This is a genomic window from Nonomuraea sp. NPDC026600 (assembly GCF_040638335.1).
Taxonomy (GTDB): domain Bacteria; phylum Actinomycetota; class Actinomycetes; order Streptosporangiales; family Streptosporangiaceae; genus Nonomuraea.
This window is the reverse complement of the sequence record NZ_JBEZYD010000010.1, coordinates 106,453-121,720: the sequence shown is the minus strand read 5'-3', so window position 1 is coordinate 121,720 and position 15,268 is coordinate 106,453. Positions and strand designations below refer to the sequence as shown.

The 15,268-nt window shown below is 69.2% G+C and carries 15 protein-coding genes; 12 read left to right on the top strand and 3 right to left on the bottom strand.

The features are described 5' to 3' along the window. The first annotated feature begins 28 nt into the window (after positions 1-28). The 3 genes from AB0F17_RS24110 to AB0F17_RS24100 are packed head-to-tail and all read left to right on the top strand — an operon-like array spanning position 29 to position 3,430. Positions 29-1,537, top strand: a complete 1,509-nt coding sequence (locus AB0F17_RS24110; protein ID WP_358026482.1) for a serine hydrolase domain-containing protein — start codon at positions 29-31, stop codon at positions 1,535-1,537. Positions 1,538-1,592: 55 nt separating this feature from the next. Next, complete coding sequence (locus AB0F17_RS24105; RefSeq protein WP_358026480.1) at positions 1,593-2,780, top strand: histidine kinase; 1,188 nt, start codon at positions 1,593-1,595, stop codon at positions 2,778-2,780. Continuing rightward, positions 2,777-3,430, top strand: a complete 654-nt coding sequence (locus AB0F17_RS24100; RefSeq protein WP_358026478.1) for a response regulator transcription factor — start codon at positions 2,777-2,779, stop codon at positions 3,428-3,430. The genes AB0F17_RS24105 and AB0F17_RS24100 overlap by 4 nt, the downstream gene beginning before the upstream one ends. Here the strand turns inward: AB0F17_RS24100 and AB0F17_RS24095 are convergent. Beyond that, positions 3,420-3,902: an Lrp/AsnC family transcriptional regulator gene (locus AB0F17_RS24095; RefSeq protein WP_219534828.1), complete on the bottom strand. Its 483-nt coding sequence runs from the start codon at positions 3,900-3,902 to the stop codon at positions 3,420-3,422. The two genes, AB0F17_RS24100 and AB0F17_RS24095, sit on opposite strands and share 11 nt — an antisense overlap. A gap of 80 nt (positions 3,903-3,982) precedes the next feature. Here AB0F17_RS24095 and AB0F17_RS24090 point away from each other — a divergent pair, with 80 nt between their 5' ends. The 5 genes from AB0F17_RS24090 (at position 3,983) to AB0F17_RS24070 (ending at position 10,415) form a co-directional block, all read left to right on the top strand. Next, positions 3,983-5,170, top strand: coding sequence for an amino acid permease (locus AB0F17_RS24090; RefSeq protein ID WP_358026476.1), 1,188 nt, complete (start codon positions 3,983-3,985; stop codon positions 5,168-5,170). 95 nt (positions 5,171-5,265) lie between these two features. Next, complete coding sequence (locus AB0F17_RS24085) at positions 5,266-7,128, top strand: acyl-CoA dehydrogenase family protein (RefSeq protein WP_358026473.1); 1,863 nt, start codon at positions 5,266-5,268, stop codon at positions 7,126-7,128. Between the two features lie 188 nt (positions 7,129-7,316). Further along, positions 7,317-8,576 (top strand): extracellular solute-binding protein, encoded by a 1,260-nt coding sequence (locus AB0F17_RS24080; RefSeq protein ID WP_358026471.1) that lies wholly within the window; start codon positions 7,317-7,319, stop codon positions 8,574-8,576. Positions 8,577-8,646: 70 nt separating this feature from the next. Beyond that, positions 8,647-9,531: a sugar ABC transporter permease gene (locus AB0F17_RS24075; RefSeq protein WP_358026468.1), complete on the top strand. Its 885-nt coding sequence runs from the start codon at positions 8,647-8,649 to the stop codon at positions 9,529-9,531. Then, on the top strand, positions 9,531-10,415 hold the full coding sequence (locus AB0F17_RS24070) for a carbohydrate ABC transporter permease (protein WP_358026465.1): 885 nt from the start codon (positions 9,531-9,533) through the stop codon (positions 10,413-10,415). The genes AB0F17_RS24075 and AB0F17_RS24070 overlap by 1 nt, the downstream gene beginning before the upstream one ends. 87 nt (positions 10,416-10,502) lie before the next feature. Here the strand turns inward: AB0F17_RS24070 and AB0F17_RS24065 are convergent, their stop codons facing one another. After that, positions 10,503-11,237: a class I SAM-dependent methyltransferase gene (locus AB0F17_RS24065; protein WP_214643282.1), complete on the bottom strand. Its 735-nt coding sequence runs from the start codon at positions 11,235-11,237 to the stop codon at positions 10,503-10,505. Between the two features lie 126 nt (positions 11,238-11,363). Between AB0F17_RS24065 and AB0F17_RS24060 the strand changes: the two genes are divergently transcribed. Both AB0F17_RS24060 and AB0F17_RS24055 read left to right on the top strand, forming a co-directional pair. Continuing rightward, positions 11,364-11,903, top strand: a complete 540-nt coding sequence (locus AB0F17_RS24060; RefSeq protein WP_358026462.1) for an RNA polymerase sigma factor — start codon at positions 11,364-11,366, stop codon at positions 11,901-11,903. Then, positions 11,890-12,786 (top strand): hypothetical protein, encoded by an 897-nt coding sequence (locus AB0F17_RS24055; RefSeq protein WP_358026459.1) that lies wholly within the window; start codon positions 11,890-11,892, stop codon positions 12,784-12,786. Before AB0F17_RS24060 ends, AB0F17_RS24055 begins: the two co-directional genes overlap by 14 nt. Here the strand turns inward: AB0F17_RS24055 and AB0F17_RS24050 are convergent. Beyond that, positions 12,775-13,794, bottom strand: a complete 1,020-nt coding sequence (locus AB0F17_RS24050; protein WP_358026456.1) for an adenosine deaminase — start codon at positions 13,792-13,794, stop codon at positions 12,775-12,777. The genes AB0F17_RS24055 and AB0F17_RS24050 overlap by 12 nt on opposite strands. Positions 13,795-13,862: 68 nt before the next feature. Here AB0F17_RS24050 and AB0F17_RS24045 point away from each other — a divergent pair, with 68 nt between their 5' ends. Continuing rightward, positions 13,863-14,363: a SigE family RNA polymerase sigma factor gene (locus AB0F17_RS24045; RefSeq protein ID WP_358026453.1), complete on the top strand. Its 501-nt coding sequence runs from the start codon at positions 13,863-13,865 to the stop codon at positions 14,361-14,363. Beyond that, a complete protein-coding gene (locus AB0F17_RS24040; RefSeq protein WP_358026451.1) occupies positions 14,360-15,259 on the top strand; it encodes a PASTA domain-containing protein in 900 nt (299 codons plus the stop codon). Before AB0F17_RS24045 ends, AB0F17_RS24040 begins: the two co-directional genes overlap by 4 nt. Positions 15,260-15,268: the final 9 nt, after the last annotated feature.

Below are 15,268 nucleotides of genomic sequence, written 5' to 3'. Positions count from 1 at the left end.
CCGGCCGCCGATTTCTACCGTCGTCACCATGCACCCCAAGCTCATCGGCGCCCTCGCCGCGGCGACGGCGCTGATCGCCGCGCTGTCCGCACCCGCCGCCGCCTCAACCGGGCAGGCCGCCACCTCGATCGTGCAGGCCGCCACCCCACCCGCGCAGGCCGCTACCTCGACCGGCCGGGGGGCGTCGACTGCGGAGCTGACCCCGGCCGCCATCGACGCCTACCTCGGCAAGGTCATGGAGGCCACTGGCCTGCCGGGTATATCCGTCGTGGTCACCCACAACGACCAAGTGATTCACGCCGCCGGTTACGGTCAGGGCTCCGACGGCAAGCCCGTCACCGCCGACACCCCCATGCGGGTCGCTTCTCTCAGCAAGTCGTTCACCGCCATGGCCGTGCTCACGCTGGTCGACGCGGGCAAGATCCAACTGGACCAGCCGGTCGCCCGGCAACTGCCCGGCTTCCACATGGCGGACCCGCGCGCCACGACGATCACCGTACGTCAGCTGCTCGACCAGACCTCCGGCCTGTCCGACACCACCCTCGACATCAACGCCCTGGAGGAGAGCACCTCCCTCGCCCAGTACGTGGACCGGCTCAAGACCGGCACACTCGCCACCGACCCCGGCACCCACTGGGCGTACTGCAACGTCAACTACGACCTGGCCGCTCGCCTGGTCGAGGTGGCCGGCGGCCAGAGCTTCGACGACTACCTGAAGCAGCACGTCTTCACCCCGCTCGGCATGACCCACAGCGCCCTGCGACAGGAGGTGGTCCGGCCGTCGGACGGTTACAACTCGGTGTTCGGCGCCTGGATGGCGCGTCCCGAACTTCCCGGGTTCCTCGACGGCAGCGGCTCCGGCGGGGTCATCACCACCGCCGCCGACATGGGCGCCTGGCTGGTCAGCCAGAACGGCAAGGGCAAGCGACTCGTCACACCCCAGAGCCTGCGGACCATGCACACGCCGTCGAAGATCAGCGACTACGCCATGGGCTGGAGCCTCGACGACGACACCAAGCTGCTCGTGCACTCCGGCAACCTGTTCACCTACACCGCCGTCGAAGCGATCTCCCCCGAGACCGGCTACGGCTTCGCGGTCATGACCAACAGCGCGGCCCTCACCGACCCCACGTACGACATCGCCACCGGTCTCGTCGCGATGACCGAGGGGCGGACGCCCGAGCTGCCTGGTGGCGAGCGGCAGACGTTCGAGCTGGTGCTCGGCCTCATCGGGCTGGCGGCGGCCGGGCTGGGCATCGTGGGCGTGCGACGGTCAGGACGCTGGGCGGCCAGGCGGGCCGGGCGTCCCGGGTGGCTGATCGCGTTGCGGATGGTGCCGGTACTGCTGCCGATCGTGCTATTGGCGGCATATCCGGACCTGATCTCGTTCATCTCGAACGGGCGGACGGTCACCTGGGCCCAGCTCACCTACTTCGCCATACCCATCACGATCACCCTGACGGTCGCGGCGCTGGCAGGCATGGCCACGACGGTGATGCGGCTCGTCCGGCTGCGGGCAGGAAGGCCGACGCGGTGATGCGGGTCGTCTGGGTCGCGGGCCGCAAGGCCATGCGCTCGATAGGGTCAGGCAGGTGAGAAACGGGGCGATTCTGGCGGTTGTCGCGGGGATCAGCCTGGTCAACGGGCTGCACCTCGACTACATCCCGGCCTGGCGGCAGTTGCTGTTCGTGGTGGTGGCCGTGGTCGCCTATCTGCACGGCAGGCATCTTCCGGTACGCCGGGACTGGCTGGTCCTGGGGGCGGTCGCGATACCCGGTGTCGTGGCGCTGGGGGTGAACGTCTGGGACGGCGTGGGCGCGCTGATGGCCCTGGGGCTGTTCGTCGTGCTGCCCTGGTTGGCGGGGCGGTTCCGGCGGCAGCAGGCGGAGCTGGTCGAGGCGGGACGGCAGCGGGTCGGCCAACTGGAGCGGGAGCAGCAGTACACCGCCGAACGCGTCAAGCTCCATGAACGCGCTCGTATCGCCTCCGACATGCACGATTCGCTCGGCCACGAACTGGCGCTGATCGCGCTGCGGGCCGGGGCCCTGGAACTGGCCGCCGACATGAGCGAGGCGAACCGGGAGGCGGCCGCCCAACTGCGGGTCTCGGCGGTGACGGCCACCGACCGGTTGCGCCGTACCATCGGCCTGCTGCGGGACTCGGGCGGCGCCACGACGGACCCACCGGACGAATCAATCGAAGTGCTGGTGGAACGGGCTGTGCGGGCCGGCATGGCGGTGACCCTGCACCGCGACGAACGGTCGGCGGTCCTGCCGCCCCTGCTGGACCGGGCCGCGCACCGGGTGACGCAGGAGTCACTGACCAACGCCGCCCGCTACGCGCCGGGCGCCGAGGTTCAGGTCACCATCGAACACGACGCCGGTACGCTCACCGTCACCGTGACCAACGCACCCTCGCCCACGCAACCGGCCCTGGCCGGCGAAGGCGCCAAGCATGAGCAGGCGCCGGTTGGCGGCCGCGACGGTGGACGGGCCGCGCGGGTCGGTGACCATAGCGCGCCTACCGGTGGCGGCGGTGGCACCGGGCTCGCCGGCCTGCGGGAACGGGTCCGCCTACTGGGCGGCACGCTGGAGGCCGGACCGACCGGCGCGGCCGCACCGAACGTGCCGCCACATCCAGCCGTGGTCGCCCGGCCGTACGCGATGAGCCGGCCGGACGCGTCGGCTCGGCCGAATGCGGTGGCCAGGAAGCACATGGGCGGGTTCGCCGTGACGGCCCGGTTCCCCTGGCAGCCGTCCGACACAGGAGAAAGCGCATGATCCGAGTCCTGCTGGCCGATGACGAGCCCATGGTCCGAGCAGGGGTCAGGTCGATCCTGGCCACCGACACCGGTATCGAGGTGGTCGCCGAGGCCGGAGACGGCCGGGAGGCCGTCGAGCTGGCCCTCGCGCACCGGCCGGACGTGGCGATGCTCGACATCCGCATGCCCCGCCTGGACGGCCTGGCCGCGGCGGCCGAGCTGCGGGCCGTACTGCCGGAGGTGGCGGTGGTCATGCTGACCACGTTCGACGAACGCGAGTACGTGGCCAGGGCGCTCGAGGAGGGCGCGGGCGGTTTCCTGCTCAAGGCCGCCGACCCGCGCGAGCTGATCATCGGCGTCCGGGCGGTCGCGGGCGGCGCGGCGTACCTGTCGCCACGCATCGCCCACCAGGTCATCGCCGAGCTGAACGACGGCCGGCTCACCCGCACCACCACCGCCCGCAAGCGGACGGAATCCCTCACCCCGCGCGAACACGAGGTCCTGGCCCTCGTCGGCCGCGGCCTGTCCAACCAGGACATCGGCCGCGAGCTGTTCCTGTCACAGGGCACGGTCAAGGCCCACGTCAGCGCCATCCTCCTGCGGCTGGAGGTGAACAACCGCGTCCAGGCCGCGATCATCGCCTATGAGGCGGGCCTGGTCACGGGCTGAGGACATCCGGAGGCTCGTAGGGCAGCAGGCCCGGCGCGGTGTTGTGCACCTGCTGGAAGATGACCGACGTACGGAACCCGGCGATCTCCCGCCGCTTGCTGAGCCGGTCGAGCAGGAAGGCGTGCAGGTGGTCCAGGTCCTGGACCGCCACGTGCAGCAGGAAGTCGTCCCCGCCCGCCAGGACGAACACGCTCAGCACCTCCGGCTGCTCGGCCGCCGACTGCTTGAACGTCTCGATGACGGTCCTGCTGAGCGGACGTACCTGGACGGAGACGAGCGCCTGGACGCTCCGGTTCAGTGCAGCCGGGGCGATGTCGGCGTGGTAGCCCCGGATGACCCCGCGCCGGGTCAGCGCGCGGACGCGTTCCAGACAGGTGGAGGGGGCGACGCCCAGCTGTCTGGCCAGTTCCCGGTTCGATTGCCGCGCATCCGTTTGAAGAAGTCGAATGATTCCCGAATCAAGTTCATCCACGGCGGCATTATCCCCTCGGAACCAATCAAACGTTCGCCAGCAGGCAGGCAGCATCACGCATCCGACTAATTTCAGGTGACATGTCGGAACAAACGCAAGGTCGCCTGAGTGCCGGGCAGGGCACGGCGATGCTGCTGGGCGGGGTACTCGGACCGGGCATGCTGGTGCTGCCGCAACTGGCCGCCAAGGCCGCGGGACCGGCGTCGATCCTGGCCTGGGTGGGCCTGCTGGCGCTGAGCGCACCGGTGGCGATCACGTTCGCCACGCTCGGCGCCCGCTACCCGAACGGCGGCGGCGTGGCCGCCTTCACCGGCCTCGCGTTCGGCGGCCGGGCCGCCGCGGTGGCCGGCTGGTGGTTCTACGGCGCGGTTCCGCTCGGCATCGTGGCCGGCGCGCAGGTGGGCGCGGTCTACGTCGCCGCCACCCTGGGCGTGGACCAGACCATCGCCGCCGGCACGCTGCTCGCCGCCGCCTTCCTCGCCAACGCCGCGGGCCTGCGCACCTCGGGACGTCTCCAGATGACCTTGGTACTCCTCCTGATCGCGCTCCTGGCGACGGCCGTCGCCACCGCCGCGCCACACGCCAGCGCCGCGAACTTCACCCCATTCGCCCCGTACGGCCTGGCAGGCGTGGTCTCCGCGGCCGGAGTGCTCTTCTTCGCCTTCGTCGGCTGGGAAGCCGCCACCCACCTATCGGCGGAGATCGGCGACATCAGAAGGGCCACCACGGTGACCCTGCTCGTGATCGCCGTCCTCTACCTGAGCGTCTCGATCACCTCGATCGCCGTCCTGGGCCGCCCGGCCCCCATGTCCGCCCTGCTGGCGACCGGCATCGGCGCCGCGGCCGGTCCGATCACGATGGCAGCGGCCATCGCCCTCACCTTCGGCGCGATCAACACCTACATAGCCGGTGCCGCCCGCCTGGGCGCGTCCATGGCCGGGAACGGATCCCTGCCGTCCTGGTTCGGCAAAGGCGGCACCCCTGGACAGACTCCCTACCGCAGCCTGGCACTCCTGGCCGCCCTGACCGGCCTGGTCATGCTGTGGCCGGCGGACCTCGACACCCTCATGAGAGCCACCTCGGCCTGCCTGGCCGCGGTGACCACGGCGGGCGTGGCCGCGGCCACCCGAATCCTTCCGCCGGGAAAGCAGCGCAACACGGCCGTCGCGGCGACCGCTTTGTCATGCATAGCCCTGGCCTGCTGCGGCACATACCTAGCAGTACCGGCGGCTCTTTCCCTGATAGCCCTGCTGGCGGCAAAGCGCTGACGGGCGCAGGCCCGGAACCGGGTGCGGCGGGTGGCGGGCAACCCATGCTTGCCGTAAAAGGAAAGAAACCCCTCACCGAACGGAAGAGGGACGCGATGACCGACTACGCAAAGGCGAGAGAGCTCGGCGAGCAGGCCCGCGAGAAGGAGTGGACCCGCCCGAGCTTCGCGAAGCAGCTGTTCCTTGGAGACTTCCGCCTCGACCTGGTCTATCCCGCACCCACGCTGGCCGACGAGGCGACCAAGCGCGGGGAGGACTTCGTCAGAGCCGTCCGGAGGTATCTGGACACGCACGTCGATCCCGCCGCGATCGAGCGGACCGCGCAGGTGCCCGACGAGGTGGTCAAGGGACTGGCCGGGCTCGGGGCGTTCGGGATCACGATCAGTGAGGAGTACGGCGGGCTGGGCCTGCCGTACCTGTACTACTGCCGCGCGCTCATACTCGTCGGGTCCTACTGCCCGGCGCTGGCCACGCTGCTGTCGGCGCACCAGTCGATCGGGGTGCCGCAGCCGCTCAAGCTGTTCGGCACCGAGGAGCAGAAGCGGGAGTACCTGCCGAGGTGCGCGCGCGGCGAGGTGTCGGCGTTCCTGCTGACGGAGCCGGACGTGGGCTCCGACCCGGCGCGGCTGGCCACGACCGCCGTCAGGGACGGCGACGACTACGTGCTCGACGGCGTCAAGCTGTGGACGACGAACGGCGTGGTCGCCGACCTGCTCGTGGTCATGGCCCGTACCGGCAAGAAGATCAGCGCGTTCGTGGTCGAGGCCGACTCGCCCGGCATCACGGTGAAGCGGCGCAACGCGTTCATGGGACTCAGGGGCATCGAGAACGGTGTCACCGAGTTCTCCCAGGTCAGAGTGCCTGCCAAGAACCTCATCGGGCGTGAGGGCGAGGGGCTGAAGATCGCTCTCACCACGCTCAACACCGGGCGCCTGTCGCTGCCCGCCACCTGCGCGGGCAACGCCAAGTGGGCGGTGAAGATCGCTCGCGAGTGGGGCAACGCCCGCGTTCAGTGGGGGCGCAAGATCGGTGAGCACGAAGCCGTCGCCACGAAGATCGCTTTCATCGCGGCCACCGCCTACGCCCTGGAGGCCGTCTGCGAGCTGACCAGCCGCATGGCCGACGACCAGCGCAACGACATCAGGATCGAGGCCGCGCTGGCCAAGCTCTACGCCTCCGAGCTGTCCTACCAGGTGCTCGACGAACTGGTCCAGATCAGGGGCGGGCGCGGCTACGAGACCGCCGAGTCGCTGGTCGCGCGGGGCGAGCGCGGGGTGCCGGTCGAGCAGATGCTGCGCGACTCGCGGATCAACCGGATCTTCGAGGGCTCCTCCGAGATCATGCGGCTGCTGATCACCCGCGAGGCGGTCGACGCCCACCTGTCGGCGGCCGGGGAGCTCATCAACCCCGACGCGTCCAGGAAGGAACGCGCGCAGGCGCTGCGGCAGGCCGGCCGCTTCTACGCCCGCTGGCTGCCGACCCTGGTCGCGGGCAGCGGCAACCTGCCCGCCGGCTACGCCGAGTTCGGCCCGCTGGCCGCCCACCTGCGCTTCGTCGAGCGGACCAGCAGGAAGCTGGCCCGGTCCACCTTCTACGGGATGTCCCGCTGGCAGGGGCGGCTCGAACACAAGCAGTCGTTCCTCGGCCGGATCATCGACATCGGGGCCGAACTTTTCGCCATGACGGCGGTCTGCGTCAAGGCCGAGGAGGACGCCCACGACCTGGGGCGGCGGCCGTACGAGCTGGCGGACACGTTCTGCCAGCAGGCGCGGCGGCGGGCCGAGGCACTGTTCGCCAGGCTCTGGGACAACAGCGACAGCCAGGACGCGCGGCTGGCCCGCTACGTCCTCGAAGGCCGCTACACCTTCGTCGAGGAGGGCATTCTCGACCCGTCCATCGACGGGCCGTGGATCGGGTCACCGCAGGGCGGGGAGAACGTCCGGAGAAAGATCCTCTGACGCGCGGTCTAGACCGGTTGTGAGGTTTTTCGCGTCCTAGTGTTTTCAAACCGAGACCAACCGGTATAGACCAGACGCCAAATCGGGGCTTACTCTGACGCAAACGCGTTGAGCTGCGGCTCACGCGCCCGGCGGCTGGTACGGACCAGCGAGACCCGTCCGATGAGAAGGCGGTACTTTCGGTGAACATGAAACTTGTGGGCGGCGCCGCTCTCGGCCTGGCGACCGTGCTGGTCCTGTCCAGCTGCGGCTCGGGAGGCGATTCCGGGAGCACCCCGAAGGCCTCCGCGGGCGGCGCGGTGACGCTCAAGATGGTCGCCGCCGACTACGGCGACGGCCCAGGCAAGCCGAACTCTGGTGAGACGTTCTGGAAGGGCGTCGTGGACGAGTTCCAGGCGGCGAACCCGAACATCAAGGTCGACGTCCAGGTCATCAACTGGAACGACATCGACAAGCAGGTCGCCACCATGGTCCAGAACGGCCAGGTGCCCGACATCCTGCAGACCGGCGACTACTCCGGCTTCGTCAAGGACCAGCTCCTCTACAAGGTCGACGAGGTCCTGTCGCCCAACGTCTCCGGCGACATGCTGCAGAAGTTCGCCGACTTCGGCAAGGTCGACGGCGCCGCGTACGGCATCCCGTTCGTGTCCTCGGCCCGCGCCCTGTTCTACAACAAGGACCTGTTCGCGAAGGCCGGCATCGCCGAGCCGCCCAAGACCTGGGACGAGCTCAAGGCCGACGCCGAGAAGCTGAAGAAGGCCGGCGTCAGCCAGCCGTTCGGCCTCCCGCTCGGGCAGGAGGAGGCCCAGGCCGAGTCGTTCCTGTGGATGCTCGGCAACGGCGGCGGCTACAAGGACGCCTCCGGCAAGTGGGCGATCAACTCCCCGCAGAACGTCGAGACGTTCAACTACGTGAAGGGCCTGGTCAACGCCGGCCTGACCACCCCGAACCCGGGCACCAAGGACCGTAAGACCGTCTGGGAGGACTTCGGCGCCGGCAAGGTCGGCATGGTCAACGGCGGCCCGATGTCCATCCCGATCTTCGACGCGGCCGGGCTGAAGAACTACGGCGTCGCGCCGATCCCCGGCAAGGCCGGCCCGCTCGACACCACGCTGGGCGTCATGGACTGGATCATGGCGTTCAACAAGAACGGCCACGCCGCCGAGATCAAGAAGTTCTTCGACTTCTTCTACACCGGCAGCGCCGCGCAGAAGATCAGCGACACCTACAAGCTGCTGCCCGTGACCAACGGCGGCATCCAGAAGCTGTCGAGCGACGAGAAGCTCAAGCCGTTCCTCGACGCGCTGCCCAACGCCAGCTTCTACCCGTTCCAGGACCCCAAGTGGGCCGAGGTGAACCCGGCGATCAAGCAGACCATCGGCGGGGCCGTCAAGGACGATCCGGCCAAGGTGCTCGGCGAACTCCAGAAGACCGCCGAGGGCAGCTGACCCTTCGGGGGCCCGTACGGCCGGCGCTCCGCGTCCAGAGCGCTGGCCGTACCGTTATGGAAGGTTTCGCATGAAAAGGTTGCGCGCCCTGGAGCCCCTAGCCTGGGTCGGGCCTGCTGTCGTACTGATCGCCCTGGTCGTGCTCTGGCCGGTGGTCGAGATGATCCGCTCGTCGTTTCTGAAGATCAGCCGGTTCGGTGTGGTCCAGGGCGGGAACGGCGTGGCGAACTACGAAAAACTGTTCGGTGAGAAGGACTTCGCCGACATCATGGTCCGCAGCGTGATCTGGGTGGTCGCGGTCGTCGCCCTGACCGTGCTGATCTCGCTGGCCCTGGCCCAGCTCTTCAACCAGCGTTTCCCCGGCCGTAAGGTGGCCCGCTGGGCGCTGATCGCGCCGTGGGCGGCCTCGGTGCTGATGACGGCGATCATCTTCAAGTGGATGCTCGACCCGGAGGTCGGCGTCATCAACCAGATCAGGTTCAAGCTCGGCCTGATCGACGCGATGGGCGGGGCCTCGGCCGACCAGCTCGGCGACGCATCGACGGCGATGCCGTGGCTGATCTTCGTGGCGGTTTTCGTGTCGGTGCCGTTCACCACGTACGCGCTGCTGGCCGGTCTGGCGACGATCCCCGCCGACGTCTACGAGGCCGCCAAGATGGACGGCGCCACCCGGTTGCGGACGTACTGGTCGATCACCCTGCCGCTGCTCCGGCCCGCCCTGACCGTCGCCGCGCTGATCAACGTCATGAACGTCTTCAACAGCTTCCCGATCATCTGGGCGATGACGCACGGTCAGCCCGGATACTCGACGGCGACCTCGACGATCCTGATGTTCATCCTCAAGGGCTCCAACATCGGCGAATCCGCCGCCATGTCGGTCGTCAACTTCGGCATGGTGATCATCCTGACCGCCATCTTCCTCAAGGTGTCCCGCTGGAACAAGGAGGTGGCGTGATGGCCGTCAAGACCGCGCCGACGCTGGCCACGCACCACCACGCCAAGGCCCACCGCACCCCCGCGCGCCGGATGCCCAAGCTCAAGACCGTGATCGTCGCGGGCAGCGCGTACGTGATCGCGCTCATCTTCCTGTTCCCGTACGTGGTGATGCTGCTCACCTCGCTGCGTCCCCAGGAGACGCTGCGCGACGCGACGTTCTTCCCGTCGCAGTGGGAGTGGTCGAACCTGGCCAACTTCTGGACCAGCGGCCTGGCCGGGAACCTCATGGTCACGCTCAAGGTGGCGGCGGGTTCGACCGTTCTGGTGCTGCTGGTGGCGCTGCCGGCCGCGTACTACTCGGCCCGGCACAACTTCAGGGGACGCACGGCGTTCCTGATCCTGGTGCTGATCACCCAGATGTTCCAGCCGACGGCCATGCTGGTCGGCATCTACCGGGAGTTCTTCCAGTTCGGGCTGGTGGACTCGATCTGGTCGCTGATCCTGGTCAACGGCGGGTTCAACCTGGCGTTCGCGGTGTGGATCCTGAACGCGTACTTCTCCTCGATCCCGCGCGAGCTGGAGGAGGCGGCGTTCATCGACGGCAACGGGCGCTTCGGGGCGCTGTTCCGGATCACGCTGCCGCTGGCCATGCCCGGGGTCATCACCGCGCTGATCTTCACCTTCATCGCCGCGTGGAACGAGTTCGTGGTGGCGTTGACGCTGACCACGACACCGGCGAACCAGCCACTGACGGTGGCGCTCAACTCGTTCATCGGTCAATACCAGGTGGACTGGCAGAACCTCTTCGCCGGCTCGGTGATCGCCACCATCCCAGTGATCATCCTCTTCGCTCTGATCGAGCGAAAGGTGGTGGGAGGTCTGACGGCTGGCTCCATCAAATAGCCGGCCGCACCAGCCATCCCCGCCCGGGCCCTCCTCCACCGGCCCGGGCCCCTCAGCCGCCCCGCTCGCCGGTGGCGGCTGAGGTGGTTACTGGGGTACGCGCGCGACGCAGAAGACGGTCTGCCCGAACGGAGGCCGGATGAAGCGCTCGATGAGGCGCGTGGCCGGGACCACCGTCCGGTCATAGATCTTCACGAGACGCGGATCCGGGTAGCCCACGCCGCCCCGGCGGACGGCCGCCCACCAGGCGATGCCGCCCAGGAAGTTGATCGGCTTCAGCACCTCGGCCTCCAGCCCCGCCTTGGCGACCGTCGCGCCCAGGGTCTTGGGGGTGTAGCGCTGGACGTGCCCGACCTTGCGGTCGAAGTCTCCATAAAGCTGCATGTAGCCGGGCACCCAGATGATGATCCGCCCGCCGGGCTGCGTGACCCTGGCCAGCGAACGCAGCGCCTCGGCGTCCTCCTCGATGTGCTCCAGGACGTTCATCAGCACGACGGTGTCGACCTTGTCCTCAAGCGGGATCTCGGTCGGCAGCCCGAACTGCAGCACGCTGATGTCGTCGCGTCCCTCGAAGCGCTTGCCGAGCTGCTCGACGCAGTAGGGGTCGAAGTCGCTCACCACGAGCCGGTCAAGACGCGGCAGGAACTGCTCGGCGAAATGTCCCAGCCCAGAGCCGATCTCCAGCATCGAACGACCGACATGCGGGGCGACCATGTCGAACTCGTACTGCCGATAGTTCTTGGCCTCGTCCCCACCTAGGTGGTTCTCCAGGGCCTCGTCGCCGGCCGCCGGTTGTACTACACGGTCATACCCAGAAGACATAGTGCCGTTCCTTCGAAGGGCTCATGGATTTGCCCGAGTCTAATGCCCCAGCAGCGCCGATGGTCACCTGATGTGCCAACCGCCCTTCCCTGAACCCCCTTAAATGCGGTGAAATCTGACTCGTCCATGGACGATGACGAGGCGATAAGCCGCTCGCTCGCCGGTGACCTGTCCGCCTACGAGGCGCTGGTCGCCCGCTACAGCGCGCTCGCGCACCGCACCGCCGCGATGCTCGGGGCGGGGGACGAGGCCGAGGACGTGGTGCAGGAGGCGTTCGTCAAGGCGTTCAGGCATCTGTCGTCCTTCCGCAGGGACGCCCCTTTCCGGCCATGGCTGCTGCGGATCGTGGCCAACGAGACGCACAACCTGACCCGGTCGCGCGGGCGCAGATCCGAGCTCGCCGTACGTCTCAACGCCACGACCGACGTCACGGCCCCCGACGACCCGGCGGGCTCGGCCGTCGCCACGGACCGGCGCGCCCGCCTGCTGGAGGCGGTACGCCACCTGCCCGAACGGGAACGTCAGGCGGTCGTCTGCCGGTACTTCTTACAGCTGTCGGAAGCGGAAACCGCCCAGGTGCTCGACTGGCCGCTCGGCACCGTCAAGTCCACCACGCATCGCGGCCTCGCGAGGCTCAGGGAGGAGGTGGGCAGTGAGCTCGCATGACCCCTTCGACGACCTGGCCGCCGAACTCACGGCCCTCGCCGGCTTCCTCGACGTCCCCAACCCACCGCCGGACGACGTGGCGGCAGCCGTCCGCGCCCGCCTGGAGCCCACCCCGGACACGCCTGCGACCCCCCAAGCAACTCCCGAGACGACGCCCGAGGTGACACCCGAGGTGACGCCCGAGGTGACGCCCGAGGCCGCCCCCGAGGCGCCCGGTGTGCCCGGTGTGCCCGGCGCCAGGCGGCACCCCCCGGCGCCGGGTCGGCGAGACGATGAGCGGCGGCTTCCGGCGCAACGCAGGCGGCGGGCCAGATGGCAGATCGTGACGGCCATCGTCCTGGCCGTCATAGCCATCACCGCCGCAACCCCCCAAGGCCGCGCCGCCGTTCGCGCGATCCTCCACTACGCCGGCATCGAGCTACGCCTGGGCGACTCCACCCCCCAACCCGTCACCACCCCCACCCCGCTGCCGGGCGAGCACACGGTGGCCCCGGCAGACCTGGCCAAGCAGGTGAGGTTCTCCATCAAGACCCCCACCGCGCTGGGCACCCCCGAGCGCGCCACGGTGAGCGACAACGGCCGCGTGGCGTCGATGTTCTGGCCGGGCGGCATCCGCCTGGACCAGTTCGACGGCACGCCCAGCCCGTACTTCTTCAAAACCCTGGGCCCACCCTGGCCCGAGGACATCCAGGTCGCGGGCGTCACCGCCTGGTGGCTCGGCGGCTCGCACCCCCTCGGCTACATCAAGCGCGAGGACGGCACGTCGGTCCCCCTGCGCCAGGCCGAACCCACCCTCATCTGGCAGTCCGGCACCACCGGCTACCGCCTGGAAGGAGCCGGCACCAAGGAGCACGCCGCCGAAATAGCCGCCTCACTCCGGTGAGGCCAGCCAATCGTCGATCTCCTTCAGCAGCTCCTTGCGCACGCCCTCCGGCGCCGTGGACGCCTTGATCGACTGCCGTGCCAGCTCGGCGACCTCCGCGTCGCCGAAGCCGTAGACCTCCCGCGCCAGCTCGTACTGCCGCAACAACCGCGCCCCGAACAGCAACGGGTCATCGGCCCCCAACGCGATCGGCACCCCCGCGTCGAACAGCCTGCGCAACGGCACGTCCGCCACCCGCTCGACGACCCCCAGGCCCACGTTCGAGGTCGGGCACACCTCGCAGCAGATCTGCCGCTCGGCCAGCCGTTCCATCAGCCACGGATCCTCCGCCGCCCGCACCCCGTGCCCGACGCGATCCGCGCCGAGGTCGTCCACGCACTGCGCGACGCTACGGGCCCCGAGCAACTCACCCCCATGCGGTACGGCCAGGAGCCCGGCGCGCTTGGCGATGCGGAACGCCCGCTCGAACTCCCGGGCCGCACCGCGACGCTCGTCGTTCGACAGCCCGAACCCGACGACCCCCTTGTCCAGGTATTGAGCCGCGAGCCTGGCCAGCGTGTTGGCGTCGAGCGGGTGCCTGGTGCGGTTGGCCGCCACGATCACCGCGATCCCGATGCCCGCCCGGGCGGCGCCCTGGGCGGCGGCGTCCAGCATGAGCTCCAGTGTCGCCGTCAACCCGCCGAACCGCTGCGCGAACCCCGACGGGTCCACCTGGATCTCCAGCCACCGCGACCCGGCCGCCGCCTCGTCCTCGGCCGTCTCGCGCACCAGCCGGTAGACGTGCTCCGGCCGCCACAGCACCGACCTGGCGATGTCGTACAGTCGCTGGAACCTGAACCAGCCCCGCTCGTCGGTGGCGCGCAGCTGGGGCGGCCAATCCTGCTCCAGTGCGTCGGGCAGGTGCAGGCCCTGTTCGCGAGCCAGCTCGATCAGCGTCGTATGCCGCATCGAGCCGGTGAAGTGCAAGTGCAGATGAGCCTTGGGCAGCAGGTCAAGCGGGCGTGGCATTTCCATATCTTGCCACTCAACCTGTCCGGGCGTTCGCGCGTTGGGAGGGGCGAAAGGGGACCCCGCTCATGACGGATGAAGACGAAACGGCATTCGACGAGTTCCTCGCCGCCCGCGGCACCTCGTTGTCACGCACCGCGATCCTGGTCTGCGGAGCCACCCACCACGACGCCGAGGACCTGGTCCAGCACGCCCTGGAGAAGGTCTACCGGCACTGGCCTCGGATCCGGCACGACAACCCCGAGGCGTACGCGCGGAAGGTCGTCGTGAACGCGGCGATCAGCCGGGCACGGCGACGGCGCGTCATACAGGAGATCACGTTCGCCCGGCCGCCCGACACCGCCGCGAACTCCCCCGACCTGGACCTGCGCGACACGCTCATCGACGAGCTGCGCAGGCTGCCGCCGAAGATGCGGGCGGTGATCGTCCTTCGCTATTGGGAGGACCAGTCGGAGGCGGCCACCGCGTCGCTGCTCGGCTGCTCGCTCGGCACGGTGAAGAGCCAGGCGGCCCGGGGCCTCGCCAAGATCCGCGAACGCATGACCCTCGCAGAAGGAGCGACCCGATGAAGGTTGAAGACGCCCTGGCCGAGGCCATGGCCGCGCACGTCGCCGACGTGCGGGCCACGCCGTCGCTGGGCAGGGACGTGCGCCGCCGCCACCGCGCGCACGTGATCAGATTCCGTACGGCCGGCGCCGCCCTCGCCACCGCCCTGGTCGCGGTGGCCGGGTCGGCGCTGCTGAACTCGGCGGAACCCGCCAAGACCCAGCACGCCGCCACCGGCCCGGACCGGGCCGTGGTGGACTCGGTGATCGTCCCGGACGTCGTCGGCAAGCCCGTCGCCGAGGCGGTCGAGGCGCTGAAGCAGGCCGGACTGGTCGTCGATGACCCGGAGACGGCCACCGACACGGGCCAGGTGCGCATGCAGAGCCCCACAGCCGGTCAGGAGGTGACGAGGGGGACGAATGTGCAGCTCACCGTGGGCCCGGAATCCTCGGTGCCGCAGGACCTCGGCGACCTGGGCGACGGCCGGAAGTTCGGCGGCATCCATATCGGCTACCTGCCCGAGGGGCTCGAATGGGGCAAGTGGTCGGGCAAGAACGGCTTCGGCAAGACGAGCTACACGACCAGTTTCGTGGAGCCCGGACAGGAAGAGGGCCTCTACTCCGTTCAGGTGGTCGTGTTCACGGGTGAGGCGAGCAAGCAGATCGCGCAGCATCTGACGACGTACTCCAGCAAGGGCGCCGAAACCACCGACATCGGTGGCAAGCGGGCCTACCTCACGAAGATCACCGAAGGCGGTGAAGTCGCCGCCGAGGACGACGACGTCTCGACGAGCACCATCGGCTGGACGCTGCGCCGAGGGCTGGCGGTCGAGGTGTATATCAGCCCGGACTATGCGAAAAAGATCGACGCGGGGACCGAGCTGAAGAAGATCGCCGAAGGGATCGAACCCATCAAGTGAATGGGCGGT

Coding starts and splice junctions, on each gene's coding strand:
- AB0F17_RS24060 (WP_358026462.1), top strand. CDS start 11,364: ATGGACGATGACGAGGCGATAAGCCGCTCGCTCGCCGGTGACCTGTCC.
- AB0F17_RS24065 (WP_214643282.1), bottom strand. CDS start 11,237: ATGTCTTCTGGGTATGACCGTGTAGTACAACCGGCGGCCGGCGACGAG.
- AB0F17_RS24045 (WP_358026453.1), top strand. CDS start 13,863: ATGACGGATGAAGACGAAACGGCATTCGACGAGTTCCTCGCCGCCCGC.
- AB0F17_RS24110 (WP_358026482.1), top strand. CDS start 29: ATGCACCCCAAGCTCATCGGCGCCCTCGCCGCGGCGACGGCGCTGATC.
- AB0F17_RS24085 (WP_358026473.1), top strand. CDS start 5,266: ATGACCGACTACGCAAAGGCGAGAGAGCTCGGCGAGCAGGCCCGCGAG.
- AB0F17_RS24080 (WP_358026471.1), top strand. CDS start 7,317: ATGAAACTTGTGGGCGGCGCCGCTCTCGGCCTGGCGACCGTGCTGGTC.
- AB0F17_RS24070 (WP_358026465.1), top strand. CDS start 9,531: ATGGCCGTCAAGACCGCGCCGACGCTGGCCACGCACCACCACGCCAAG.
- AB0F17_RS24040 (WP_358026451.1), top strand. CDS start 14,360: ATGAAGGTTGAAGACGCCCTGGCCGAGGCCATGGCCGCGCACGTCGCC.
- AB0F17_RS24100 (WP_358026478.1), top strand. CDS start 2,777: ATGATCCGAGTCCTGCTGGCCGATGACGAGCCCATGGTCCGAGCAGGG.
- AB0F17_RS24090 (WP_358026476.1), top strand. CDS start 3,983: ATGTCGGAACAAACGCAAGGTCGCCTGAGTGCCGGGCAGGGCACGGCG.
- AB0F17_RS24050 (WP_358026456.1), bottom strand. CDS start 13,794: ATGCCACGCCCGCTTGACCTGCTGCCCAAGGCTCATCTGCACTTGCAC.
- AB0F17_RS24075 (WP_358026468.1), top strand. CDS start 8,647: ATGAAAAGGTTGCGCGCCCTGGAGCCCCTAGCCTGGGTCGGGCCTGCT.